The organism is Pseudomonas sp. YNh, from assembly GCF_037993085.1.
Classification (GTDB): Bacteria; Pseudomonadota; Gammaproteobacteria; order Pseudomonadales; family Pseudomonadaceae; genus Aquipseudomonas; species Aquipseudomonas putida.
Window position 1 is genome coordinate 1 of record NZ_JBBMRJ010000029.1, and the last position, 18421, is coordinate 18421.

General features: G+C 62.3%; 13 protein-coding genes. 12 read left to right on the forward strand and 1 reads right to left on the reverse strand.

The annotated features are described in order from the left end of the window. The 6 genes from WF331_RS23320 to WF331_RS23345 all read left to right on the forward strand — a co-directional run. Positions 1 to 6891: immunoglobulin-like domain-containing protein (locus WF331_RS23320; protein WP_340623335.1), on the forward strand; the 6891-nt coding region annotated here is incomplete at its 5' end. Positions 6892 to 7176: 285 nt separating this feature from the next. Next, a complete protein-coding gene (locus tag WF331_RS23325; protein WP_016484321.1) occupies positions 7177 to 7518 on the forward strand; it encodes a hypothetical protein in 342 nt (113 codons plus the stop codon). Between the two features lie 199 nt (positions 7519 to 7717). Further along, entirely contained in the window at positions 7718 to 8617 is a 900-nt protein-coding gene (locus WF331_RS23330) for a TauD/TfdA dioxygenase family protein (protein ID WP_016497465.1), read from the forward strand. Between the two features lie 17 nt (positions 8618 to 8634). Next, on the forward strand, positions 8635 to 9654 hold the full coding sequence (locus WF331_RS23335) for an ABC transporter substrate-binding protein (RefSeq protein WP_340623336.1): 1020 nt from the start codon (positions 8635 to 8637) through the stop codon (positions 9652 to 9654). 6 nt (positions 9655 to 9660) lie between these two features. Continuing rightward, positions 9661 to 10524, forward strand: a complete 864-nt coding sequence (locus tag WF331_RS23340) for an ABC transporter ATP-binding protein (RefSeq protein WP_016497467.1) — start codon at positions 9661 to 9663, stop codon at positions 10522 to 10524. A gap of 14 nt (positions 10525 to 10538) precedes the next feature. Further along, positions 10539 to 11402 carry an ABC transporter permease gene (locus tag WF331_RS23345; RefSeq protein WP_016497468.1) on the forward strand — a complete coding sequence of 288 codons (864 nt, stop codon included), beginning with the start codon at positions 10539 to 10541 and terminating at the stop codon, positions 11400 to 11402. Positions 11403 to 11517: 115 nt separating this feature from the next. Here WF331_RS23345 and WF331_RS23350 read toward each other — a convergent pair whose 3' ends face one another. Then, entirely contained in the window at positions 11518 to 12078 is a 561-nt protein-coding gene (locus WF331_RS23350) for a WYL domain-containing protein (RefSeq protein WP_016497469.1), read from the reverse strand. A gap of 207 nt (positions 12079 to 12285) precedes the next feature. Between WF331_RS23350 and WF331_RS23355 the strand changes: the two genes are divergently transcribed. The 6 genes from WF331_RS23355 (at position 12286) to WF331_RS23380 (ending at position 18337) form a co-directional block, all read left to right on the forward strand. Next, positions 12286 to 13080 carry a tetratricopeptide repeat protein gene (locus WF331_RS23355; protein ID WP_016497470.1) on the forward strand — a complete coding sequence of 265 codons (795 nt, stop codon included), beginning with the start codon at positions 12286 to 12288 and terminating at the stop codon, positions 13078 to 13080. 212 nt (positions 13081 to 13292) lie between these two features. Next, positions 13293 to 13745 carry a MarR family winged helix-turn-helix transcriptional regulator gene (locus tag WF331_RS23360; protein ID WP_174371000.1) on the forward strand — a complete coding sequence of 151 codons (453 nt, stop codon included), beginning with the start codon at positions 13293 to 13295 and terminating at the stop codon, positions 13743 to 13745. Next, the gene (locus tag WF331_RS23365; RefSeq protein WP_174371001.1) at positions 13742 to 15829 is read left to right on the forward strand and encodes an FUSC family protein; all 2088 of its coding nucleotides are present in this window, start codon (positions 13742 to 13744) and stop codon (positions 15827 to 15829) included. Before WF331_RS23360 ends, WF331_RS23365 begins: the two co-directional genes overlap by 4 nt. Further along, a complete protein-coding gene (locus WF331_RS23370) occupies positions 15826 to 16038 on the forward strand; it encodes a DUF1656 domain-containing protein (protein ID WP_016497473.1) in 213 nt (70 codons plus the stop codon). The genes WF331_RS23365 and WF331_RS23370 overlap by 4 nt, the downstream gene beginning before the upstream one ends. Then, entirely contained in the window at positions 16035 to 16910 is an 876-nt protein-coding gene (locus tag WF331_RS23375; RefSeq protein WP_016497474.1) for an efflux RND transporter periplasmic adaptor subunit, read from the forward strand. The genes WF331_RS23370 and WF331_RS23375 overlap by 4 nt, the downstream gene beginning before the upstream one ends. Continuing rightward, the gene (locus WF331_RS23380; RefSeq protein ID WP_016497475.1) at positions 16907 to 18337 is read left to right on the forward strand and encodes an efflux transporter outer membrane subunit; all 1431 of its coding nucleotides are present in this window, start codon (positions 16907 to 16909) and stop codon (positions 18335 to 18337) included. Before WF331_RS23375 ends, WF331_RS23380 begins: the two co-directional genes overlap by 4 nt. Positions 18338 to 18421: the final 84 nt, after the last annotated feature.

Below are 18421 nucleotides of genomic sequence, written 5' to 3' on the forward strand. Positions count from 1 at the left end.
GGCACCAGCGGTTCGATCACCGTGACTGCTCCGGACAACGTTTACGTTGGCAGCAACCCAGCGGTGGTCAACTCCATCGCGACCGTTGCGGGCGCTGACCTCGGCAAGTTCGAGCAACTGACCCTCGACAAGACCCCGGTCAGCACTCAGGTCACTGACGAGCCAGGCACCCCGGGCAACCCAGGCGGCAACAACGAAGGCGACCTGGTCAAGGTCACCATCACCGCCGACCAGACCTCGGTGGCCGAGAACGTCAAACCGACCTTCACCGTGCACATCAACCAGCCACTGGAGCATGACCTGGTCGTGACCCTGAGCAACAATGCCCAGGTCACCATCAAGGCCGGCGACACCAGCGCGCCGTACGAGCACGCTGCACAAGGTGATGACGTTTACAACGACGCCGGTGAAATCAGCGTTGGCATCAAGTCCGCTGTGGACGTTGATGGTCGTACCTTCGAAAACCTGGAGCTCGGCGGCGCTGCGAAAGTGGATGTCACCGACACCACCGACGAAGTCGTGGCGAAGCTGACCGCGACCCCTTCGGTGACCGAAGGCGGCGAGATCACCTACACCATCACCCTGACCAACAAAGACGGCCTGCCGATCAATAACCACGGCGCCCTGACCTTCACGCTGAGCGACGGTAAAACCGTCATCACCGTGCCGGCCAACGGCACCAGCGGTTCGATCACCGTGACTGCTCCGGACAACGTTTACGTTGGCAGCAACCCAGCGGTGGTCAACTCCATCGCGACCGTTGCGGGCGCTGACCTCGGCAAGTTCGAGCAACTGACCCTCGACAAGACCCCGGTCAGCACTCAGGTCACTGACGAGCCAGGTACTCCGGGCAACCCAGGTACCCCAGGCGGCAACAACGAAGGCGACCTGGTCAAGGTCACCATCACCGCCGACCAGACTTCGGTGGCCGAGAACGTCAAACCGACCTTCACCGTGCACATCAACCAGCCACTGGACCACGACCTGGTCGTGACCCTGAGCAACAATGCCCAGGTCACCATCAAGGCCGGCGACACCAGCGCGCCGTACGAGCACGCTGCACAAGGTGATGACGTTTACAACGACGCCGGTGAAATCAGCGTTGGCATCAAGTCCGCTGTGGACGTTGATGGTCGTACCTTCGAAAACCTGGAGCTCGGCGGCGCTGCGAAAGTGGATGTCACCGACACCACCGACGAAGTCGTGGCGAAGCTGACCGCGACCCCTTCGGTGACCGAAGGCGGCGAGATCACCTACACCATCACCCTGACCAACAAAGACGGCCTGCCGATCAATAACCACGGCGCCCTGACCTTCACGCTGAGCGACGGCAAAACCGTCATCACCGTACCGGCCAATGGCACCAGCGGTTCGATTACTGTCACTGCCCCGGACAACGTCTACGTTGGCAGCAACACCCCGGTAGTGCAGTCGATCGCGACTGTTGCTGGCGCGGATGTCGGCAAGTTCGAGCAGCTGACCCTGGACAAGACTCCGGTGAGCACCACTGTCACCGACGAACCAGGTTCGGGCACTCCGGGCACCGGCAACCAGGGCGACCTGGTGCAGGTCACCATCACCGCCGACCAGACTTCGGTCGCCGAGAACGTCAAACCGACCTTCACCGTGCACATCAACCAGCCGCTGGACCACGACCTGGTCGTGACTCTGAGCAACAATGCCCAGGTCACCATCAAGGCCGGTGACACCAGCGCGCCGTACACCCACGATGCGCAGGGCGACGACGTCTACAACGACGCCGGTGAGATCAGCGTTGGCATCAAGTCCGCTGTGGACGTTGATGGTCGTACCTTCGAAAACCTGGAGCTCGGCGGCGCTGCGAAAGTGGATGTCACCGACACCACCGACGAAGTCGTGGCGAAGCTGACCGCGACCCCTTCGGTGACCGAAGGCGGCGAGATCACCTACACCATCACCCTGACCAACAAAGACGGCCTGCCGATCAATAACCACGGCGCCCTGACCTTCACGCTGAGCGACGGTAAAACCGTCATCACCGTGCCGGCCAACGGCACCAGCGGTTCGGTCACCGTGACTGCCCCGGACAACGTTTACGTTGGCAGCAACCCAGCGGTGGTCAACTCGATTGCGACCGTTGCAGGGGCTGATGTTGGCAAGTTCGAACAACTGACTCTGGACAAGACCCCGGTCAGCACTCAGGTCACTGACGAGCCAGGTACTCCGGGCAACCCAGGTACCCCAGGCGGCAACAACGAGGGCGATCTGGTCAAGGTCACCATCACGGCCGACCAGACTTCGGTGGCGGAAAACGTCAAACCGACGTTCACCGTGCACATCAACACCGCCCTGGCCAACGACCTGGTCGTGACCTTGAGCAACAACGCTCAAGTCACCATCAAGGCCGGCCAGACCAGCGCGCCATACGAGCACGCGGCACAAGGCGACGACGTCTACAAAGACGCCGGCGAAATCAGCCTGGGTATCAAGTCGGCAGCCGACATCGGCGGCCGTACCTTCGAGAACCTGCAGCTGGGCGACGCGGCGAAGGTCAATGTCACCGACACCAACGACGAAGTCATCGCGAAACTGACTGCGACCTCGTCGGTCACTGAAGGTGGCGTGATCACCTACACCGTGACGCTGACCAACAAAGACGGCCTGCCAATCGACAAGCACGGTGCGCTGACCTTTACCCTGGACGATGGCAAAACCACCATCACCATCCCGGCTAACGGTACAACCGGCACTGCCACTGTCACGGCTCCGGACAACGTCTACACCGGCACCAACGCTCCGGTCGTGAAGGCTATCCAGTCGGTCACCGGCGCGGATGTCGGCAAGTTCGAGCAACTGACCTTGGACAAGACCCCGGTCAGCACCGCCGTCACCGACGAGCCAGGTTCGGGCACTCCGGGTACTGGCAACCAGGGCGACCTGGTGCTGGTGACCATCACCGCCGACCAGACCTCGGTAGCCGAGAACGTCAAACCGACGTTCACCGTGCACATCAACACCGCCCTGGCCAACGACCTGGTCGTGACCTTGAGCAACAACGCTCAAGTCACCATCAAGGCCGGCCAGACCAGCGCGCCATACGAGCACGCGGCACAAGGCGACGACGTCTACAAAGACGCCGGCGAAATCAGCCTGGGTATCAAGTCGGCAGCCGACATCGGCGGCCGTACCTTCGAGAACCTGCAGCTGGGCGACGCGGCGAAGGTCAATGTCACCGACACCAACGACGAAGTCATCGCGAAACTGACTGCGACCTCGTCGGTCACCGAAGGTGGCGTGATCACCTACACCGTGACGCTGACCAACAAAGATGGCCTGCCGATCAACAACCACTCGGCGCTGACCTTCACCCTGAACGATGGCAAGACCACCATCACCGTGCCGGCCAACGGCACCGTGGGTACTGCCACTGTGACTGCCCCGGACAACGTCTACGTTGGTGCAAACGACCCTGTGATCAAGTCGATCGCTTCGGTCAGCGGCACTGATGTCGGCAAGTTCGAGCAACTGACCCTGGACAAGACCTCGGTCAGCACCACCGTGACCGACGAGCCAGGCTCGGGTACCCCGGGCACCGGCAACCAAGGTGACGTCACCACGGTCGGCATCACCGGCACCGGTTCGCTGACCGAGGGCGAAACCGGCCAGTACACGCTGACCCTGAGCAACGCCTCCAAGGCCGAAGTCACGATCACCCTCAGCTACAGCGGCACCGCCAAAAACGGTGAGGACTTCACCGGTGTCACCACCGTGAAGATCCCGGCCAACAGCACAGGCACCACGTTCAACATCGCTACCATCGACGACAAGCTGGTCGAAGGTACCGAGAACTTCGTGGTGAAAATCGAAACTGCCACCGGTGGCAACTTCGAGAACCTGCAGGTGGATAGCAGCAAATCGAGCGTGACTACCACCATCCTCGACAACGACCACCTGCCAGTTTCGCCTGGAGGCGCGGTGTTTGGCGTGGAAGACACCGACTACGTGTTCGCCTGGAGTGATTTCAAAGTCACCGATGCCGATGGCAACACCGGTCTGTCGGTGACCATTACCTCTATCCCGGGCGCAGGCAGCCTGCAGTTCTTCAACGGTACTGCCTGGGTGAACGTGACCGTTGGCCAGGTGGTGAGCCAGGCTGACATCATTGCCAAGAACCTGAAGTTCGTTCCGCTTCTCAACCAGTCGGGCTCGGATAACTACGGTGGCAATGGCGTGGGTAACCAGAAGGCCGACTACGCACAGTTCAAGTACAAGCCGAACGATGGCACCAACCTGGGCACAGAAGTGACCATGAAGGTCGACATCAGTCCGGTAGCCGACAAACCTACGCTCAGCTTCGGCAGCGCCGATATCGAATCCAAGGGCCTGACCAAGGAAGTCTGGACCAGCCTCAAAGGCCTGGGTACTGGTGGCAATGGCATTACCGGCGAGGACCTGAAGACGGTATTTGCCAACTCTGGCAACGCCAACTCCAGCAGCACTACTACCAACGTGCAGTCTGATGGCAGCGTCACTGCTGGCACCGGCTCGAAAACGTCGGGCCTGATCTACCTGGAAGCCGGCAAGACCTACACCTTCAGCGGTACCGCCGACGACAGCTTCGTGGTCACCATTGGTGGCAAGACTGTGGTCACGGCTACCTGGGGTGCCGGTGGCCAGGTTTCGGGTACCTTCACCCCGAACACCAGTGGCTACTACCCGATCGAGGTCTACCATGCCAACCAGTCTGGGCCAGGCAGCTATGACCTGAACATCCAGGTAGGCTCGGGTACGCCCACTGACCTGAGCAGCTCGAACATCAAGATGTATCAGAACGTGACCGAGATGGCCAACGCTGGCCTGGGCGTGTCCGACCTGCACACCGTGAATGGTCAGAGCTACTACGACGGCTACAAACTAAACGAAGGGCCGGAAGGTGGCTCGGTGAAACTGGTTGGTATCAATACTGCCCTGACCGACACCGATGGCTCCGAAACCCTGAATGTTAGCCTCAGCGGCATCCCGAAAGGTACTGTACTCAGCGATGGTGCAGGCCACACGGTCACGGTAGGCAGCGCACCGGTGGATGTAACCGGCTGGAAACTCAGCGGCCTGACCCTGACGCCGCCGACCTACTACAAAGGCTCGTTCGACATCACGGTCACCTCGACTGCCACCGAAAGCCTGGGCGGTTCGGCCATCACCACCGGCAACATCCCGGTGACGGTGTACGGCGCAACCTACAAGGCCAGCGTGGGTACTTCGGGCAACGACACCATGACCGGCAGCGAAGGCAACGACATCATCGTCGCCGACGTGTCGGGCCTGAACGTGGTCCAGGGCAAGAACTACAACATTGCCTTCATGGTCGACAGCTCGGGCAGTATGAGTGACCAGTCTGTTGCCACGGCCAAGGCCCAGCTGGCGTCCGTGTTCCAGACGCTGAAAGCGAGCCTGGGCTCCGACTCCTCCGGGACCGTGAACATCTTCTTGGTCGACTTCGACACCCAGGTCAACAAGAACGTGACGGTGAACCTGAACGATACCGATGCCCTGAGCAAGTTGCAGACGGTACTGGACTCGATGGTGGGCGGTTCTCGCTACGGCGGTGGTACCAACTACGAAGACGCGTTCAAGACCACGTCCAACTTCTTCAAGAGCACTGTGGCCTTGAGCAACTCTGGTGCGGAGAACCTCACCTACTTCATCACTGATGGCAAGCCGACTTACTACCAGAACGGGGAAAGCACCAACCCTCGCCTATGGACCAATGGCAAGTATCTGGATGACGTGGTCAACGTCAACAATTACAAGATTGGCGACAGCTTCAGTGCCTGGGCCGACAGTACGCACAAGGTTGATATCAGCAGTAACGGACTTATTACCGTCACCACCTACAAGAGTGGTAGCTACTCGACCAAGGAAATCGGGACGATCCATGCGCAGGGTGATGGTACCTACGAGATCTCCGACCTGGCGGGTACTGGCTACGCTGACTACTGGAACTATTACTACTCGGCGGCAGGCTCCACTGCGAGCTTTGCCGTACTTGGTGGCAAAGATACCGGTCTGAGCAAGGTGCAGGCGATTGGCCTGAACAGCGATGTCTCGCTCAGCGACCTGACAGCCTATGACACTGCTGGCAAGCCACAGGCCAACATCGACCCGTCCGACCTGGCCAAGGCGATTCTGGGCCACTCCGAGGCGATCTTGCCCGGCGCCGACACCATCGATGGCGGCAACGGCAACGACATCATCTTCGGTGACCTGATCACCCTCAATGGTGTCGTCAGCGAGGGGTATCAGGCCCTGCAGACTTACGTTGCGCAGAAGAGCGGTGTCGAAGCCAGTGCTGTTACCACCAGCAACGTGCACCAGTACATCACCGAGCACTACACCGAGTTCGATATCTCCGGTGCCAACGACGGCAAGGACTTCTTGTCCGGCGGCAACGGCAACGACATCCTCTTCGGCCAAGGTGGTAATGACACGCTCGATGGTGGCAGGGGTAACGACATCCTGCTGGGCGGTACTGGCAATGACACCCTGATCGGTGGCCACGGCGACGATATCCTGATCGGTGGCAGCGGTGCCGACACCTTCGTGTGGAAGGCGGGCGATTACGGCAACGACGTGATCAAGGACTTCAAGGTAGGCGAGAAAGACAAGATCGACTTGAGCGATCTGCTGCAGGGTGAGAAGGGCAGCACGATCGACAACTACCTGAAACTCACCACCGTGGAAGGCACGACCACGTTGCAGGTCAGCAGCGAAGGCAAGCTCAACGATGCTGGCGGTCTGGCAAATGCCGATGTGACCATCAAGCTTGAAGGGGTGAACTGGTCCAACACCACGGTCAACTCGTTGATCAGCGGTGCTGACCCGACCATCATCATCCACAACAAAGACAGCTGATGCGCTTTAGGGCTGCCATGCAGCCCATTCGCCAAGTCTGCACTGCCTTTTGTGGGAGCGGCCTCGTGTCGCGAAAGGGCTGCGTAGCGGCCCCGCGGTTTCAGCAACAATGCGCAGACCGCTGGGGCCGCTACGCGGCCCTTTCGCGACACAAGGCCGCTCCCACACGGGTCTTTCCTGCAATCTGCTGACAGCGCATACTCTGGCGCCGGGCCTGCGCGCCCGGCGATCTTTGCCTATGCTGCTGTCTACCAACAAGGAACCAACGTGACGAGGGACACCGCCATGTTCTACGTGCAACGCGACGCCACCGGCCAGTTGCTGCGGGTAGAAGCAGCTGCTTTTGACCAGTTCACCGAAATGCTCCCCGCCGACCATGCCGATATCCAGGAATGGTTTGCCGATGACGTCGTGGAAAACAGCCTCAACCAGCTCAAGCAAAGTGACCTGGACATGATCCGCGTGCTCGAGGATCTCATCGACGTGCTGACCGCCAAGGGGGTATTCAAGATCACCGACCTGCCTGCCGGCGCACAGGCCAAGCTGCTCAACCGCTCCACCGCGCGCAAGGCGCTCAGCAGCCTCAACAACCTGATCGACGAAGAAGAGCAGGGTGGGCTGATCTGACAGCAAGGCAGCCCCGGAGACAGTGATATGGTTATGCTTTAAAGGTATTTAAAATATCGCGCTTATGAATTTATAGTCACATCCACTGCGTACCCGTCGACCAATCGATGCGCCGCACGACTTGAACCCACACGGGAAATCCCCGTGCGTTTCTGATCGTTGCGCGCCATTGAAGTCGCGCACTGCGTGGGAGTGATAAATGTCAGCCGCCTCGAACGCCTTGTCGACCATCGACAGCGCCCAGCCGCAAGTTTTCGAAATCCGCCCGTTCTCCGGTGCCGTAGGCGCCGAGATCATCGGCCTGGACCTGGCCAAACCGGTCAACGCCGAGGATTTCGCCCGTATCCATCGCGCCCACCTCGACCACCATGTGCTGGTGTTCCGCGACCAGCGCATCAGCCCGGAACAGCAGATTGCCTTCAGCCGCCGCTTTGGCGAGTTGCAGATCCATGTGCTCAAGCAGTTCCTGCTTACAGGCCATCCCGAGATCCTGATCGTTTCCAACATCATCGAAAACGGTCAGAACATCGGCCTGGGTGATGCTGGCAAGTTCTGGCACTCCGACCTTTCATACAAAGCGCTGCCCAGCCTCGGTTCCATGCTGCATGCCCAGGAACTGCCACGCGAAGGCGGCGATACGCTGTTCGCCGACATGCACAAAGCCTGGGACGCCGTACCCGACGCCTTGCGCAAAGTGGTCGAGGGCCGCAGTGCTGCCCACTCCTATACCGCCCGTTACGCCGAAACCAAATTTGAAGGCAACTGGCGCCCGAACCTGACCGCCGAGCAATTGGCGCAGGTACAGGAAGTTATCCACCCGGTGGTCCGCACCCACCCGGAAAACGGCCGCAAGGCGCTGTTTGTCAGTGAAGGCTTCACCACCCGCATCGTCGGCCTGCCCGACGATGAAAGCCGCGACGTGCTGCAACAGCTGTACGCACTGAGCGTGCTGGAGCAGAACATCTACCGCCACCAATGGCAGCCCCATGACCTGGTGTTCTGGGACAACCGCTCGTTGATCCACCTGGCCGCCGGCTGCCCCGCACACCTGCGCCGCAAGCTGTACCGCACCACCATCCAGGGCGACGCCCCGTTCTGACGACTGAGGACATCATCATGCGCAAATCCATCAGCCGCCTGGCGGCAAGCATCGGACTGGGCGCAAGCCTGGTCGTTGGCAGCCTGGCTGCCCCTGCAGTGGCCCAGGCCGAAGGCAAGATCCGCATTGCCGAACAGTTCGGCATCGTCTACCTGCTGCTGAACGTGGTGCGTGACCAGCACCTGATCGAAAAGCACGGCAAGGAGCAGGGCATCGACATTGACGTCGACTGGGCCCAGCTGTCGGGTGGCTCGGCCATCAACGACGCACTGCTGTCCGGTTCGGTAGACATCGCCGGCGCGGGTGTCGGCCCGCTGCTTACGGTGTGGGACCGCACCAAGGGTCGGCAGAATGTGAAGGCCGTGGCCTCGCTGGGCAACTTCCCGTACTACCTGGTCAGCAGCAACCCCAACGTGAAGACCATCGCCGACATCACCAACAAAGACCGCATCGCCGTGCCAGCGATCGGTGTTTCGGTGCAGTCGCGCTTCCTGCAGTACGCCGCCGCCCAGCAATGGGGCGACAAGGAATACAACCGCCTCGACAAATACACCCTCGCCGTACCTCACCCCGATGCCACTGCCGCGCTGCTGGCCGGCGGTACCGAGCTGAACGGGCACTTCTCCAACCCACCGTTCCAGGACCAGGTGCTCGCCAACAAGGACGTGCATGTGGTGCTCAATAGCTATGACCTGCTCGGCCCCAACTCGCCGACCTTGCTGTTTGCCACCGAGAAATTCCGCACGGACAACCCTAAAACCTACAAGGCCTTCGTTGACGCCCTGGCCGAAGCCGCAGACTTCGCCCAGAAAGACAAGGCCGCTGCCGCCGACACCTATATCCGTGTGACCAAGGCCAAGATCGACCGCGATGCGTTGATCAAGCTGATCGACAACCCGCAGTACGAATTCACCGTCACACCAAAGAACACCTACAAGCTGGCCGATTTTCTCTATCGGGTAGGCGCCATCAAGCACAAGCCGGAATCTTGGAAGGACTACTTCTTCCAGGATGAACGCCCGCTGCAAGGGAGCTGATCGATCATGACCGCCCCATTGCCAGGCCACACGGCCAGCAACCTGAGCCGTGTCGCAACGCCGCCTTTGCTCCAGGTGGATAACCTCAGCCTCGAATACCGCACCGCGCAACGCGTGGTGCGGGCCACCCACCAGGTCAGCTTCGAAGTCGACCGTGCCGACCGCTTTGTGCTGCTGGGCCCCTCAGGCTGCGGCAAGTCCACCTTGCTCAAGGCTGTCGCCGGTTTCATCCAGCCGCAGGAAGGGCAGATTCTTTTGCAGGGCCAGGCTGTCCGTGGTCCGGGCCCCGACCGCATCGTGGTGTTCCAGGAATTTGACCAGCTGCCGCCGTGGAAAACGGTAAAGCAGAACGTCATGTTCCCGCTGCTGGTGTCTGGCCAGCTCAAGCGCGCCGAAGCCGAAGAGCGGGCACTGCATTACCTGGAAAAAGTCGGCCTGGCCGCCTTCGCCGATGCCTACCCACACACTTTGTCGGGCGGCATGAAGGCCCGCGTGGCGATTGCCCGGGCCTTGGCCACGCAGCCAAAGATCCTGTTGATGGATGAGCCGTTCGCCGCCCTTGATGCGCTGACCCGGCGCAAGATGCAGGAAGAGCTGTTGCTGCTGTGGGAGGAAGTACGGTTCACCCTGCTGTTCGTGACCCACTCCATCGAGGAGGCGCTGGTGGTTGGCAACCGCATCCTGCTGCTGTCGCCGCACCCGGGGCGGGTACGGGCCGAAGTGCACAGCCATCAGTACGACCTGGGCAGCCTGGGTGGCAGCGACTTCCAGGCCAGTGCCCGGCGTATCCACCGTCTGCTGTTTGATGAGGCGGATACCCCGCAACAGCCTGACGAGCTTGGTTTTAACGATATTCGCATCGCCTACTGACAGGAGCTTCAGCCATGACCACTACACCTGTACGCCAGGAATACGAGGTGCAGCTGGAGCCCCTGCTCAGTGTGCCTCTGGAACGACAACTGCCGTTGGCCCAGCGCCTGTGGCAGCAAGGCTGGCTGCGCAAGGCGGTTATCCTGCTGGTGATCGCTGTGCTGTGGGAGGCCGTTGCCCGCTATCAGGACAACGACCTGCTGTTGCCAGGCTTTTTGCAAACCGCCGCGGCCCTGTGGGACGGGATGATCAGTGGCGAACTGCCGGCCAAGGTTGGCGTGTCGCTGGTGATTCTGCTCAAGGGTTATGTACTGGGCATCGTCCTGGCATTCGGCCTGACCAGCCTGGCGGTTTCGACCCAGCTGGGCCGCGACCTGCTGGGCACATTGACCTCGATGTTCAACCCGCTTCCGGCCATTGCCCTGCTGCCGCTGGCCTTGCTGTGGTTCGGGCTGGGCGACAATAGCCTGATCTTCGTGCTGGTGCATTCGGTGCTGTGGGCTTTGGCCCTGAATACCTACGCGGGCTTTCTTGGCGTCTCGGAAACACTGCGCATGGCGGGCCGCAACTATGGCCTGAAAGGGCTGCGGCTGGTGCTGCACATCCTGGTGCCGGCGGCTTTGCCGTCGATCCTGTCGGGGCTGAAGATCGGCTGGGCCTTTGCCTGGCGCACCCTGATTGCCGCCGAACTGGTGTTTGGCGCCAGCAGCGGTAAAGGGGGGCTGGGCTGGTACATCTTCCAGAACCGCAACGAGCTGTATACCGACAAGGTATTTGCCGGGTTGGCGGTGGTGATCCTGATTGGTTTGCTGGTGGAAGGGTTGGTGTTCAACACCCTGGAGCGGCTGACCGTGCGGCGCTGGGGGATGCAGCGCTAGTGCGTAAGCCTGTACCGGCCCCTTCGCGGGTAAACCCGCTCCCACAGGTGTGCACTACTCAAGGTCCACCGGTCTCCTGTGGGAGCGGGTTTACCCGCGAAGAGGCCGGTACAGGCTACAGATTCTGGTACTGAGCTGCCGCATTGCTCAGGATCTTGCCAATCTCTTCCCTCAATACCACAGGCTGCTCCACCACCAACCCATCCCCATGGCTCAACAGCCACCAGCGCAATGGCCAGCCGTCACTCACCGTGGCCCGCAACCGATGCCCATGCTCCAGCGCCGTCAGCTGCATGTCGCTGCTCAACGGTGCAACACGCAGTTGCCGCGCCAGTGCATCGCTGATCCGTGCCACCAGCTCCACCCCCTCACCCTTCGCCGGTTGCAATGCATCCCCCCGTAGGTGCGTCAGCAAGTCGAAGTTACCGCGCAACTCGCCCACCGCACTCGCCGACCAGTGCCAGCCGAACGGGATGCTCTTGTCATTGCGCTCTAGCGGAAAGATCAGCGACAGCTCATTGAGGTCGCGCTCGACAGTGCGTTTGCTGACCGTGAAGCCGACATCGCGCAGGCCCCAGACAAGCTCGGCGCTGGTAATGCCGGGGGAGCGGTTGGGCAGCTGGCGCAGCAGCGCCCACTGACGGCTGAGGGTGGCGCGAGTGGTGGCGAACGGCAAAATGTAACGTCCTTGTCTAGGCTTGCCGCAACAGGATGGCGGCACGCGTGCTGTATGGCAATTGGCCACAGCCTGCTCAGATCAAGGAACTCGCATTTGGTTGCCGTGTGCCGATTCGTTCGCGACAGGTTTTGACGTGACGTCACGCAGAATCACGCCTCATCACAGCCGAAGGTTGGGGTTGTGCGTCGTTCAATGAGGATGAACATGTCTGCTGCCAGCAATATCCATTCGCTGCTTGCCCGCCTTCTTCCCGAGCGGGTCATTGCGCCACCGGCCCCGGTCGGGAGGCGACAGTGGCTGTTTGCCGGTGTGGGTCTGCCCAGCCAGCGCTCGATGCTGGTCAACCGCCTGGATGAGGCCAGCGACCTGCAGGCGGTGTATGCCGACCTGCGCCGCCAGGCGTTGCTGGGCAACGTGGCGGCACTCAACGACCTCGGGTGGATCTGGCTCAACGGCAAGTACTGGCGTGCCGATACCGTGCTGGCCGGCCACCTGCTGCGCATGGCGGCCCTGCAAGGCAATGCCGCCGCTTGGTTCAACCTGGGGCAGCAGCATTACTTTGGCAAAGGCATCGACCCTTCCTACATGCAGGCAGCGGAGTGCTATCGGCAGGCCTTTGAGCGGGGCATGCTCCACGCGGCCGCGGCATTGGGCGACCTGTATGAGGAGGAGGTATGCGACGGCGACCTGGACTGGCAGGTCGACCTGGTTCAGGCCTACCAATGGTTCATGCGCGGGGCCGAGCGGGGTGAAGCACGCTGTCGCTTTGAGGTAGGTTACCGGCTGATGCACGGGCTGTATGTAGAGGCCGACCTGAAGGCCGCGCTGTACTGGCTGGAGCTGGCGGCAGCGGCGGGGGTGGTGCAGGCGGCAGAGGAGCTGGCGGTGCATTTCAGCAGCCGTGATGCAGCGCGCTATCAGGAATGGCGGGACCGGGCGGTGCAGATGGGCAGCACGCTGGCACTGACCATGAAGCTGGAAGACCAGATCCAGCCCTGATTTTTTTAGCCTGTGCGGGCCTCTTCGCGGGAAACCACAAGCCTCACAAATTGTGGGATACCTGTAGGTGCGGGTTTACCCGCGAAGAGGCCGGCACAGGCTAAAAAATGAACAACATTTAACCTGGTTGTCCGTCGCCCACTGTTGACGACAGGGGGAGGGCAAGGCGTATATTGATAGTTAGCAAACTATGAATATCCTTGGTTCCTTTCATGTCCCTTGATCTCCTGCGCCTGCAAGTCAGCAGTGGCATGGTGGTCGCCGCCCGTCATTGGCGGCGCATCTGCCATACCGCCCTGACCGGTTACGGCATTTCCGAAGCCTGCGCTGCGCCGCTGCTTATGATCGTGCGCCTGGGCGACGGTGTGCACCAGGTGGCCGTAGCCCAGGCTGCCGGCCTGGAAAGCCCGTCACTGGTGCGCCTGCTCGACCAACTGTGCAAGGCTGGCCTGGTGTGCCGCAGCGAGGACCCACTGGACCGTCGCGCCAAGGCCCTGAGCCTGACCACCGAAGGCCGTGCCCTGGCCGAGGCCATCGAAGCCGAGCTGGTGCGCCTGCGCCGCGATGTGCTCAACGGTATCGATCAGGCCGACCTGGAAGCCACCTTGCGCGTGCTGCGCGCCTTCGAAGCAGCCGGCCTGGGCGGTGCGGGCGGGGTGGCATGAACGGCTTCTTCAGCTCAGTACCACCGGCCCGCGACTGGTTCTACGGTGCGCGTACCTTCGCCGCCTCCATGATCGCCTTGTACATCGCGTTGCTCATGCAGCTGCCGCGCCCCTACTGGGCCATGGCCACGGTGTACATCGTCTCCAGTCCGTTTGTCGGCCCAACCAGTTCCAAGGCGTTGTACCGCGCCGTGGGCACGTTGCTGGGTGCCGGTGGCGCGATTTTCCTGGTGCCGCCGCTGGTGCAGTCGCCGTTGCTGCTGAGCATCGCCATCGCCCTGTGGACCGGCACCTTGCTGTTCCTGTCGCTGAACCTGCGCACGGCCAACAACTACGTGTTGATGCTGGCTGGCTATACCCTGCCGATGATCGCCCTGGCGGTGGTCGACAACCCGCTGGCGGTGTTCGACGTGGCGTCCTCCCGTGCCCAGGAAATTTGCCTGGGGATCGTCTGTGCGGCAGTGGTCGGCGCCATTTTCTGGCCGCGCCGGCTGGCCCCCGTGGTGGTCGGCGCCACCGGTAACTGGTTCAGCGAGGCGATCCGCTACAGCGACACCTACCTGGCCCGCGAAGCCAGCGCCGACAAGGTCGGCGGCATGCGCGGGGCGATGGTCGCCACCTTCAACTCGCTGGAGCTGATGATCGGCCAGCTAGGCCACGAAGGTGCCGGCCCACATACCCTGAAGAACGCTCGTGAGCTGCGTGGGCGGATGATTCACCTGCTGCCGGTCATTGATGCGCTCGACGACGCACTTGTGGCCCTGGAGGGCCGTGCCCCGGCCCAGTTCGCCCAGCTTCAACCCGTGCTTGAAGCCGCGCGCGAATGGCTGAAAGGCACTGCTCACAGCGCTTCGGTAACGCGCTGGACCGCGCTGCACGAGCAGATCGACCGCCTGCAGCCCGGTGCCGCCGCCCTCGACCAGCGCGCCGAACTGCTGCTGTCCAACGCCCTTTACCGCCTGACCGAATGGGCTGACTTGTGGCAGGACTGCTGCACCCTGCAGCACGCCTTGCGTACTGACGATGCCAAGCCTTGGCGCGCGGTGTACCGCCACTGGCGCCTGGGCCGCCTGACGGCATTCTTCGACCGTGGCCTGATGCTGTACTCGGTGGCCTCTACCGTACTGGCGATTGTGGTGGCGTGCGGCTTGTGGATTGGCCTGGGCTGGAACGACGGCGCCAGCGCCGTGATCCTCGCTGCCGTGTCGTGTAGCTTCTTTGCTGCCATGGACGACCCGGCGCCGCAGATCTACCGGTTCTTCTTCTGGACGCTGATGTCGGTCATCTTCTCCAGCCTGTACCTGTTCCTGGTGCTGCCCAACCTGCACGATTTCCCTATGCTGGTGCTGGCGTTTGCCGTGCCGTTCATCTGTATCGGCACCCTGACCGTGCAGCCGCGCTTCTACCTGGGCACCTTGCTGACCATCGTCAACACCTCGACCTTCATCAGCATCCAGGGTGCCTACGACGCCGACTTCTTCACCTTCCTCAACGCCAACCTGGCCGGCCCCGTTGGCCTGTTGTTCGCGTTCATCTGGACCTTGGTGATGCGCCCGTTCGGCGTGGAGCTGGCGGCCAAGCGCATGACCCGCTTCGCCTGGCGCGACATTGTCGAAATGACCGAGCCGGCGACCCTGGCCGAGCAACGCCAGGTGGGCGTGCAGATGCTCGACCGCCTGATGCAGCACCTGCCGCGCCTGTCGCAAACCGGCCAGGACAGCGGCGTGGCACTGCGTGACCTGCGCGTGGGGCTGAACTTGCTCGACCTGCTGGCCTATATGCCGCGCGCCGGCCAGCAGGCCCGCGAGCGCTTGCGCACGGTGGTCGAAGAAGTCGGCGCGCACTACGCCGCCTGCCTGCGTGCCGGTGAGCGCCTGCATGCCCCGGCCGCGCTGCTGCGCAACATGGAACGCGCACGCCTGGCGCTGAACCTGGATGAATTGTACGAGCGTGGCGATGCCCGCACCCACCTGTTGCATGCCCTGAGTGGCCTGCGGCTGGCGCTGTTGCCGGGCGTGGAAGTGATGCTCGAACCCGCCGAACAACCGCAACTGCCCCCTGGCCTCGACGGAGCGCCCCTGTGATTGGTGAACTGGATATCAGCGGGGTGTTTCTGCCCACGCTGCTGGTGATGATGTTTGGCACCTACCTGGTGTTCCTGGGGGTGCACGCGGTGCTGGTGCGCCTGCATTTCTACCGCCTGGTCTGGCACCGGGCGTTGTTCAACGTTGCTCTGTATGCCGTGCTGCTTGGCGCGGTGGACCACTTTTGCCGAAACCTGATGCTGCCATGAAAAAACCTTTGCTGACCTTGGGCCGTGTGGTCCTGACCTTGCTGGTAGTGACCTTCGCCGCCGTGCTCGTGTGGCAGATGGTGGTGTACTACATGTTTGCCCCCTGGACCCGCGACGGCCACATCCGCGCCGACGTGATCCAGATCGCCCCCGATGTGTCGGGGTTGATCCAGAAGGTCGAGGTGCGCGACAACCAGACCGTCAAACGCGGTGACGTGCTGTTCACCATCGACCAGGACCGCTTCACCCTGGCCCTGCGCCAGGCCAAGGCCACCCTGGGCGAACGCCAGGAAACCCTGGCCCAGGCCTCACGCGAGGCGCAGCGCAACCGCAAGCTGGGCAACCTGGTGGCCGCCGAGCAGCTGGAAGAAAGCCAGTCCCGCGAGGCCCGAGCCCGCTCGGCTGTCAGCGAGGCCCAGGTGGCAGTCGATACCGCCCAGCTCAACCTCGACCGTTCGGTGGTGCGCAGCCCGGTGGACGGCTACCTGAACGACCGCGCCCCGCGTAACCACGAATTCGTCACCGCCGGCCGCCCGGTGCTGTCGGTGGTCGACAGCACCTCGTACCACGTCGATGGCTACTTTGAAGAGACCAAGCTGGGTGGCATCCACATTGGCGATGCCGTGGACATTCGCGTAATGGGCGACAACACCCGCCTGCGCGGCCATGTGCAGAGCTTTGCTGCGGGCATCGAAGACCGCGACCGCAGCAGCGGTGCCAACCTGCTGCCCAACGTCAACCCGGCGTTCAGCTGGGTGCGTCTGGCCCAGCGTATTCCGGTGCGCATCGCCTTCGATGAAGTGCCGCAGGACTTCCGCATGATTGCCGGGCGCACCGCCACGGTGTCGATCATCGAGGGCGAGCGCCCATGAAACAGCTGATCCTGGCCGGCCTGTGCCTGTCACTAGGGGCCTGCATGATGGTAGGGCCCGACTATGAGGTGCCCAAGGACGCGGCGGTGCAACGCAGCGACCTGAGCGGCCCCCTGCGCCAGGATGCCGACAGCGTGGTCTCGGCGCCGGTGCCCGAGGACTGGTGGCAGCTGTATCAGGACCAGCGGCTGAACGCGCTGGTGCGTCAGGCCCTGAGTGCCAACACCGAGTTGCGCGTGGCGGCGGCCAACATCGCCAAGGCCCGCGCCCAGGTCGAAGTGGCCGAATCGCAAGGTGGCTTCAATGGTGGCGTCAAACTCGGCGCCCAGCGGTTGCAGGAGTCGGGCGAAGCCTTCCTGCAGCCCGAGAAGGTACCGGTGGCCAACATTGGCGAGGCCATCATCAGTGCCTCGTACCAGTTCGACCTGTGGGGCACCTTCAAGCGCGGCACCGAGGCCGCCAAGGCCAATGCCGACGCTGTACAGGCCGCTGCCGATACCGCCCGTATTACCTTGGTGGCAGACGTCGTCAAGGCTTATACCCAGGTGTGCTCGGCCAACGAGGAACTCCACATCGCCCGTGAGTCGCTGGACCTGCAGGAGCAGAGCGTCACACTCAACCAGCGCCTGCGCGATGCCGGCCGTGGTGATGAAACTCAGGTCACCCGCTCGCAGACCCAGTTCAAATCCTTGCGCGCCGAACTGCCACGCTTCAAGGCCGAGCGCGAAACCGGCATGTACACACTGGCCGCGCTGCTGGCCAAGCCGGTCGACCAGTTGCCTGCCGGCACCGCAGATTGTGCCGAGCTACCGCACCTGAACCAGCTGGTCCCGGTGGGTGATGGCGCCGCGCTGCTCAAACGTCGCCCCGACGTGCGCCAGGCCGAGCGCCAGCTGGCTGCTGCCACTGCCTACATCGGCGTGGCCACCGGCGCGCTGTACCCGGACATCAGCATTGGCGCCCAGGTCGGCACCATCGGCATTCTGGAAAACCTCGGCGAGCCGTCGACCAACCGCTGGGGCTTCGGCCCGCAGGTCAGCTGGACCATCCCCACCAATGGCACCCGTGCGCGTATTCGCATGGCCGAAGCCTCTACCCAGGCGGCGTTGGCGAACTTCGATGGCGTGGTGCTGAACGCCATTCGCGAAACCCAGACCCGCCTGGCGCAGTACAGCGCCCTGCTGGACCGGCGTGATGCCTTGGCCGAGGCAGAAAAATCGGCCAAGGAAGCGGCGGACCAGACCCACCGGTATTACCAGGCAGGGCGTGAATCGTTCCTGGCGGATTTGCAGGCCACGCGCACCTATACCGACATGCGTGCGCAGTTGGCGGCGGCCAATAGTCAGGTAGCCATGGGGCAGATCGGTGTGTTTCTGGCATTGGGTGGGGGCTGGAAGGCAGGTACGGCTGAGCCGCCACGCCCATAGATCTGCTAGTTACTTGACCGTTTGAGAGTTCGCCATGCTCCGCCTGACTTAACCAGGTAGGTGGGGCATGGAAAAAGTTACGTG

What these genes read in the sequence shown, in the direction of transcription:
- WF331_RS23330 (WP_016497465.1), top strand. Translation starts at nt 7,718, where the DNA reads ATGTCAGCCGCCTCGAACGCCTTGTCGACCATCGACAGCGCCCAGCCG.
- WF331_RS23375 (WP_016497474.1), top strand. Translation starts at nt 16,035, where the DNA reads ATGAAAAAACCTTTGCTGACCTTGGGCCGTGTGGTCCTGACCTTGCTG.
- WF331_RS23335 (WP_340623336.1), top strand. Translation starts at nt 8,635, where the DNA reads ATGCGCAAATCCATCAGCCGCCTGGCGGCAAGCATCGGACTGGGCGCA.
- WF331_RS23325 (WP_016484321.1), top strand. Translation starts at nt 7,177, where the DNA reads ATGTTCTACGTGCAACGCGACGCCACCGGCCAGTTGCTGCGGGTAGAA.
- WF331_RS23345 (WP_016497468.1), top strand. Translation starts at nt 10,539, where the DNA reads ATGACCACTACACCTGTACGCCAGGAATACGAGGTGCAGCTGGAGCCC.
- WF331_RS23360 (WP_174371000.1), top strand. Translation starts at nt 13,293, where the DNA reads ATGTCCCTTGATCTCCTGCGCCTGCAAGTCAGCAGTGGCATGGTGGTC.
- WF331_RS23340 (WP_016497467.1), top strand. Translation starts at nt 9,661, where the DNA reads ATGACCGCCCCATTGCCAGGCCACACGGCCAGCAACCTGAGCCGTGTC.
- WF331_RS23355 (WP_016497470.1), top strand. Translation starts at nt 12,286, where the DNA reads ATGTCTGCTGCCAGCAATATCCATTCGCTGCTTGCCCGCCTTCTTCCC.
- WF331_RS23380 (WP_016497475.1), top strand. Translation starts at nt 16,907, where the DNA reads ATGAAACAGCTGATCCTGGCCGGCCTGTGCCTGTCACTAGGGGCCTGC.
- WF331_RS23365 (WP_174371001.1), top strand. Translation starts at nt 13,742, where the DNA reads ATGAACGGCTTCTTCAGCTCAGTACCACCGGCCCGCGACTGGTTCTAC.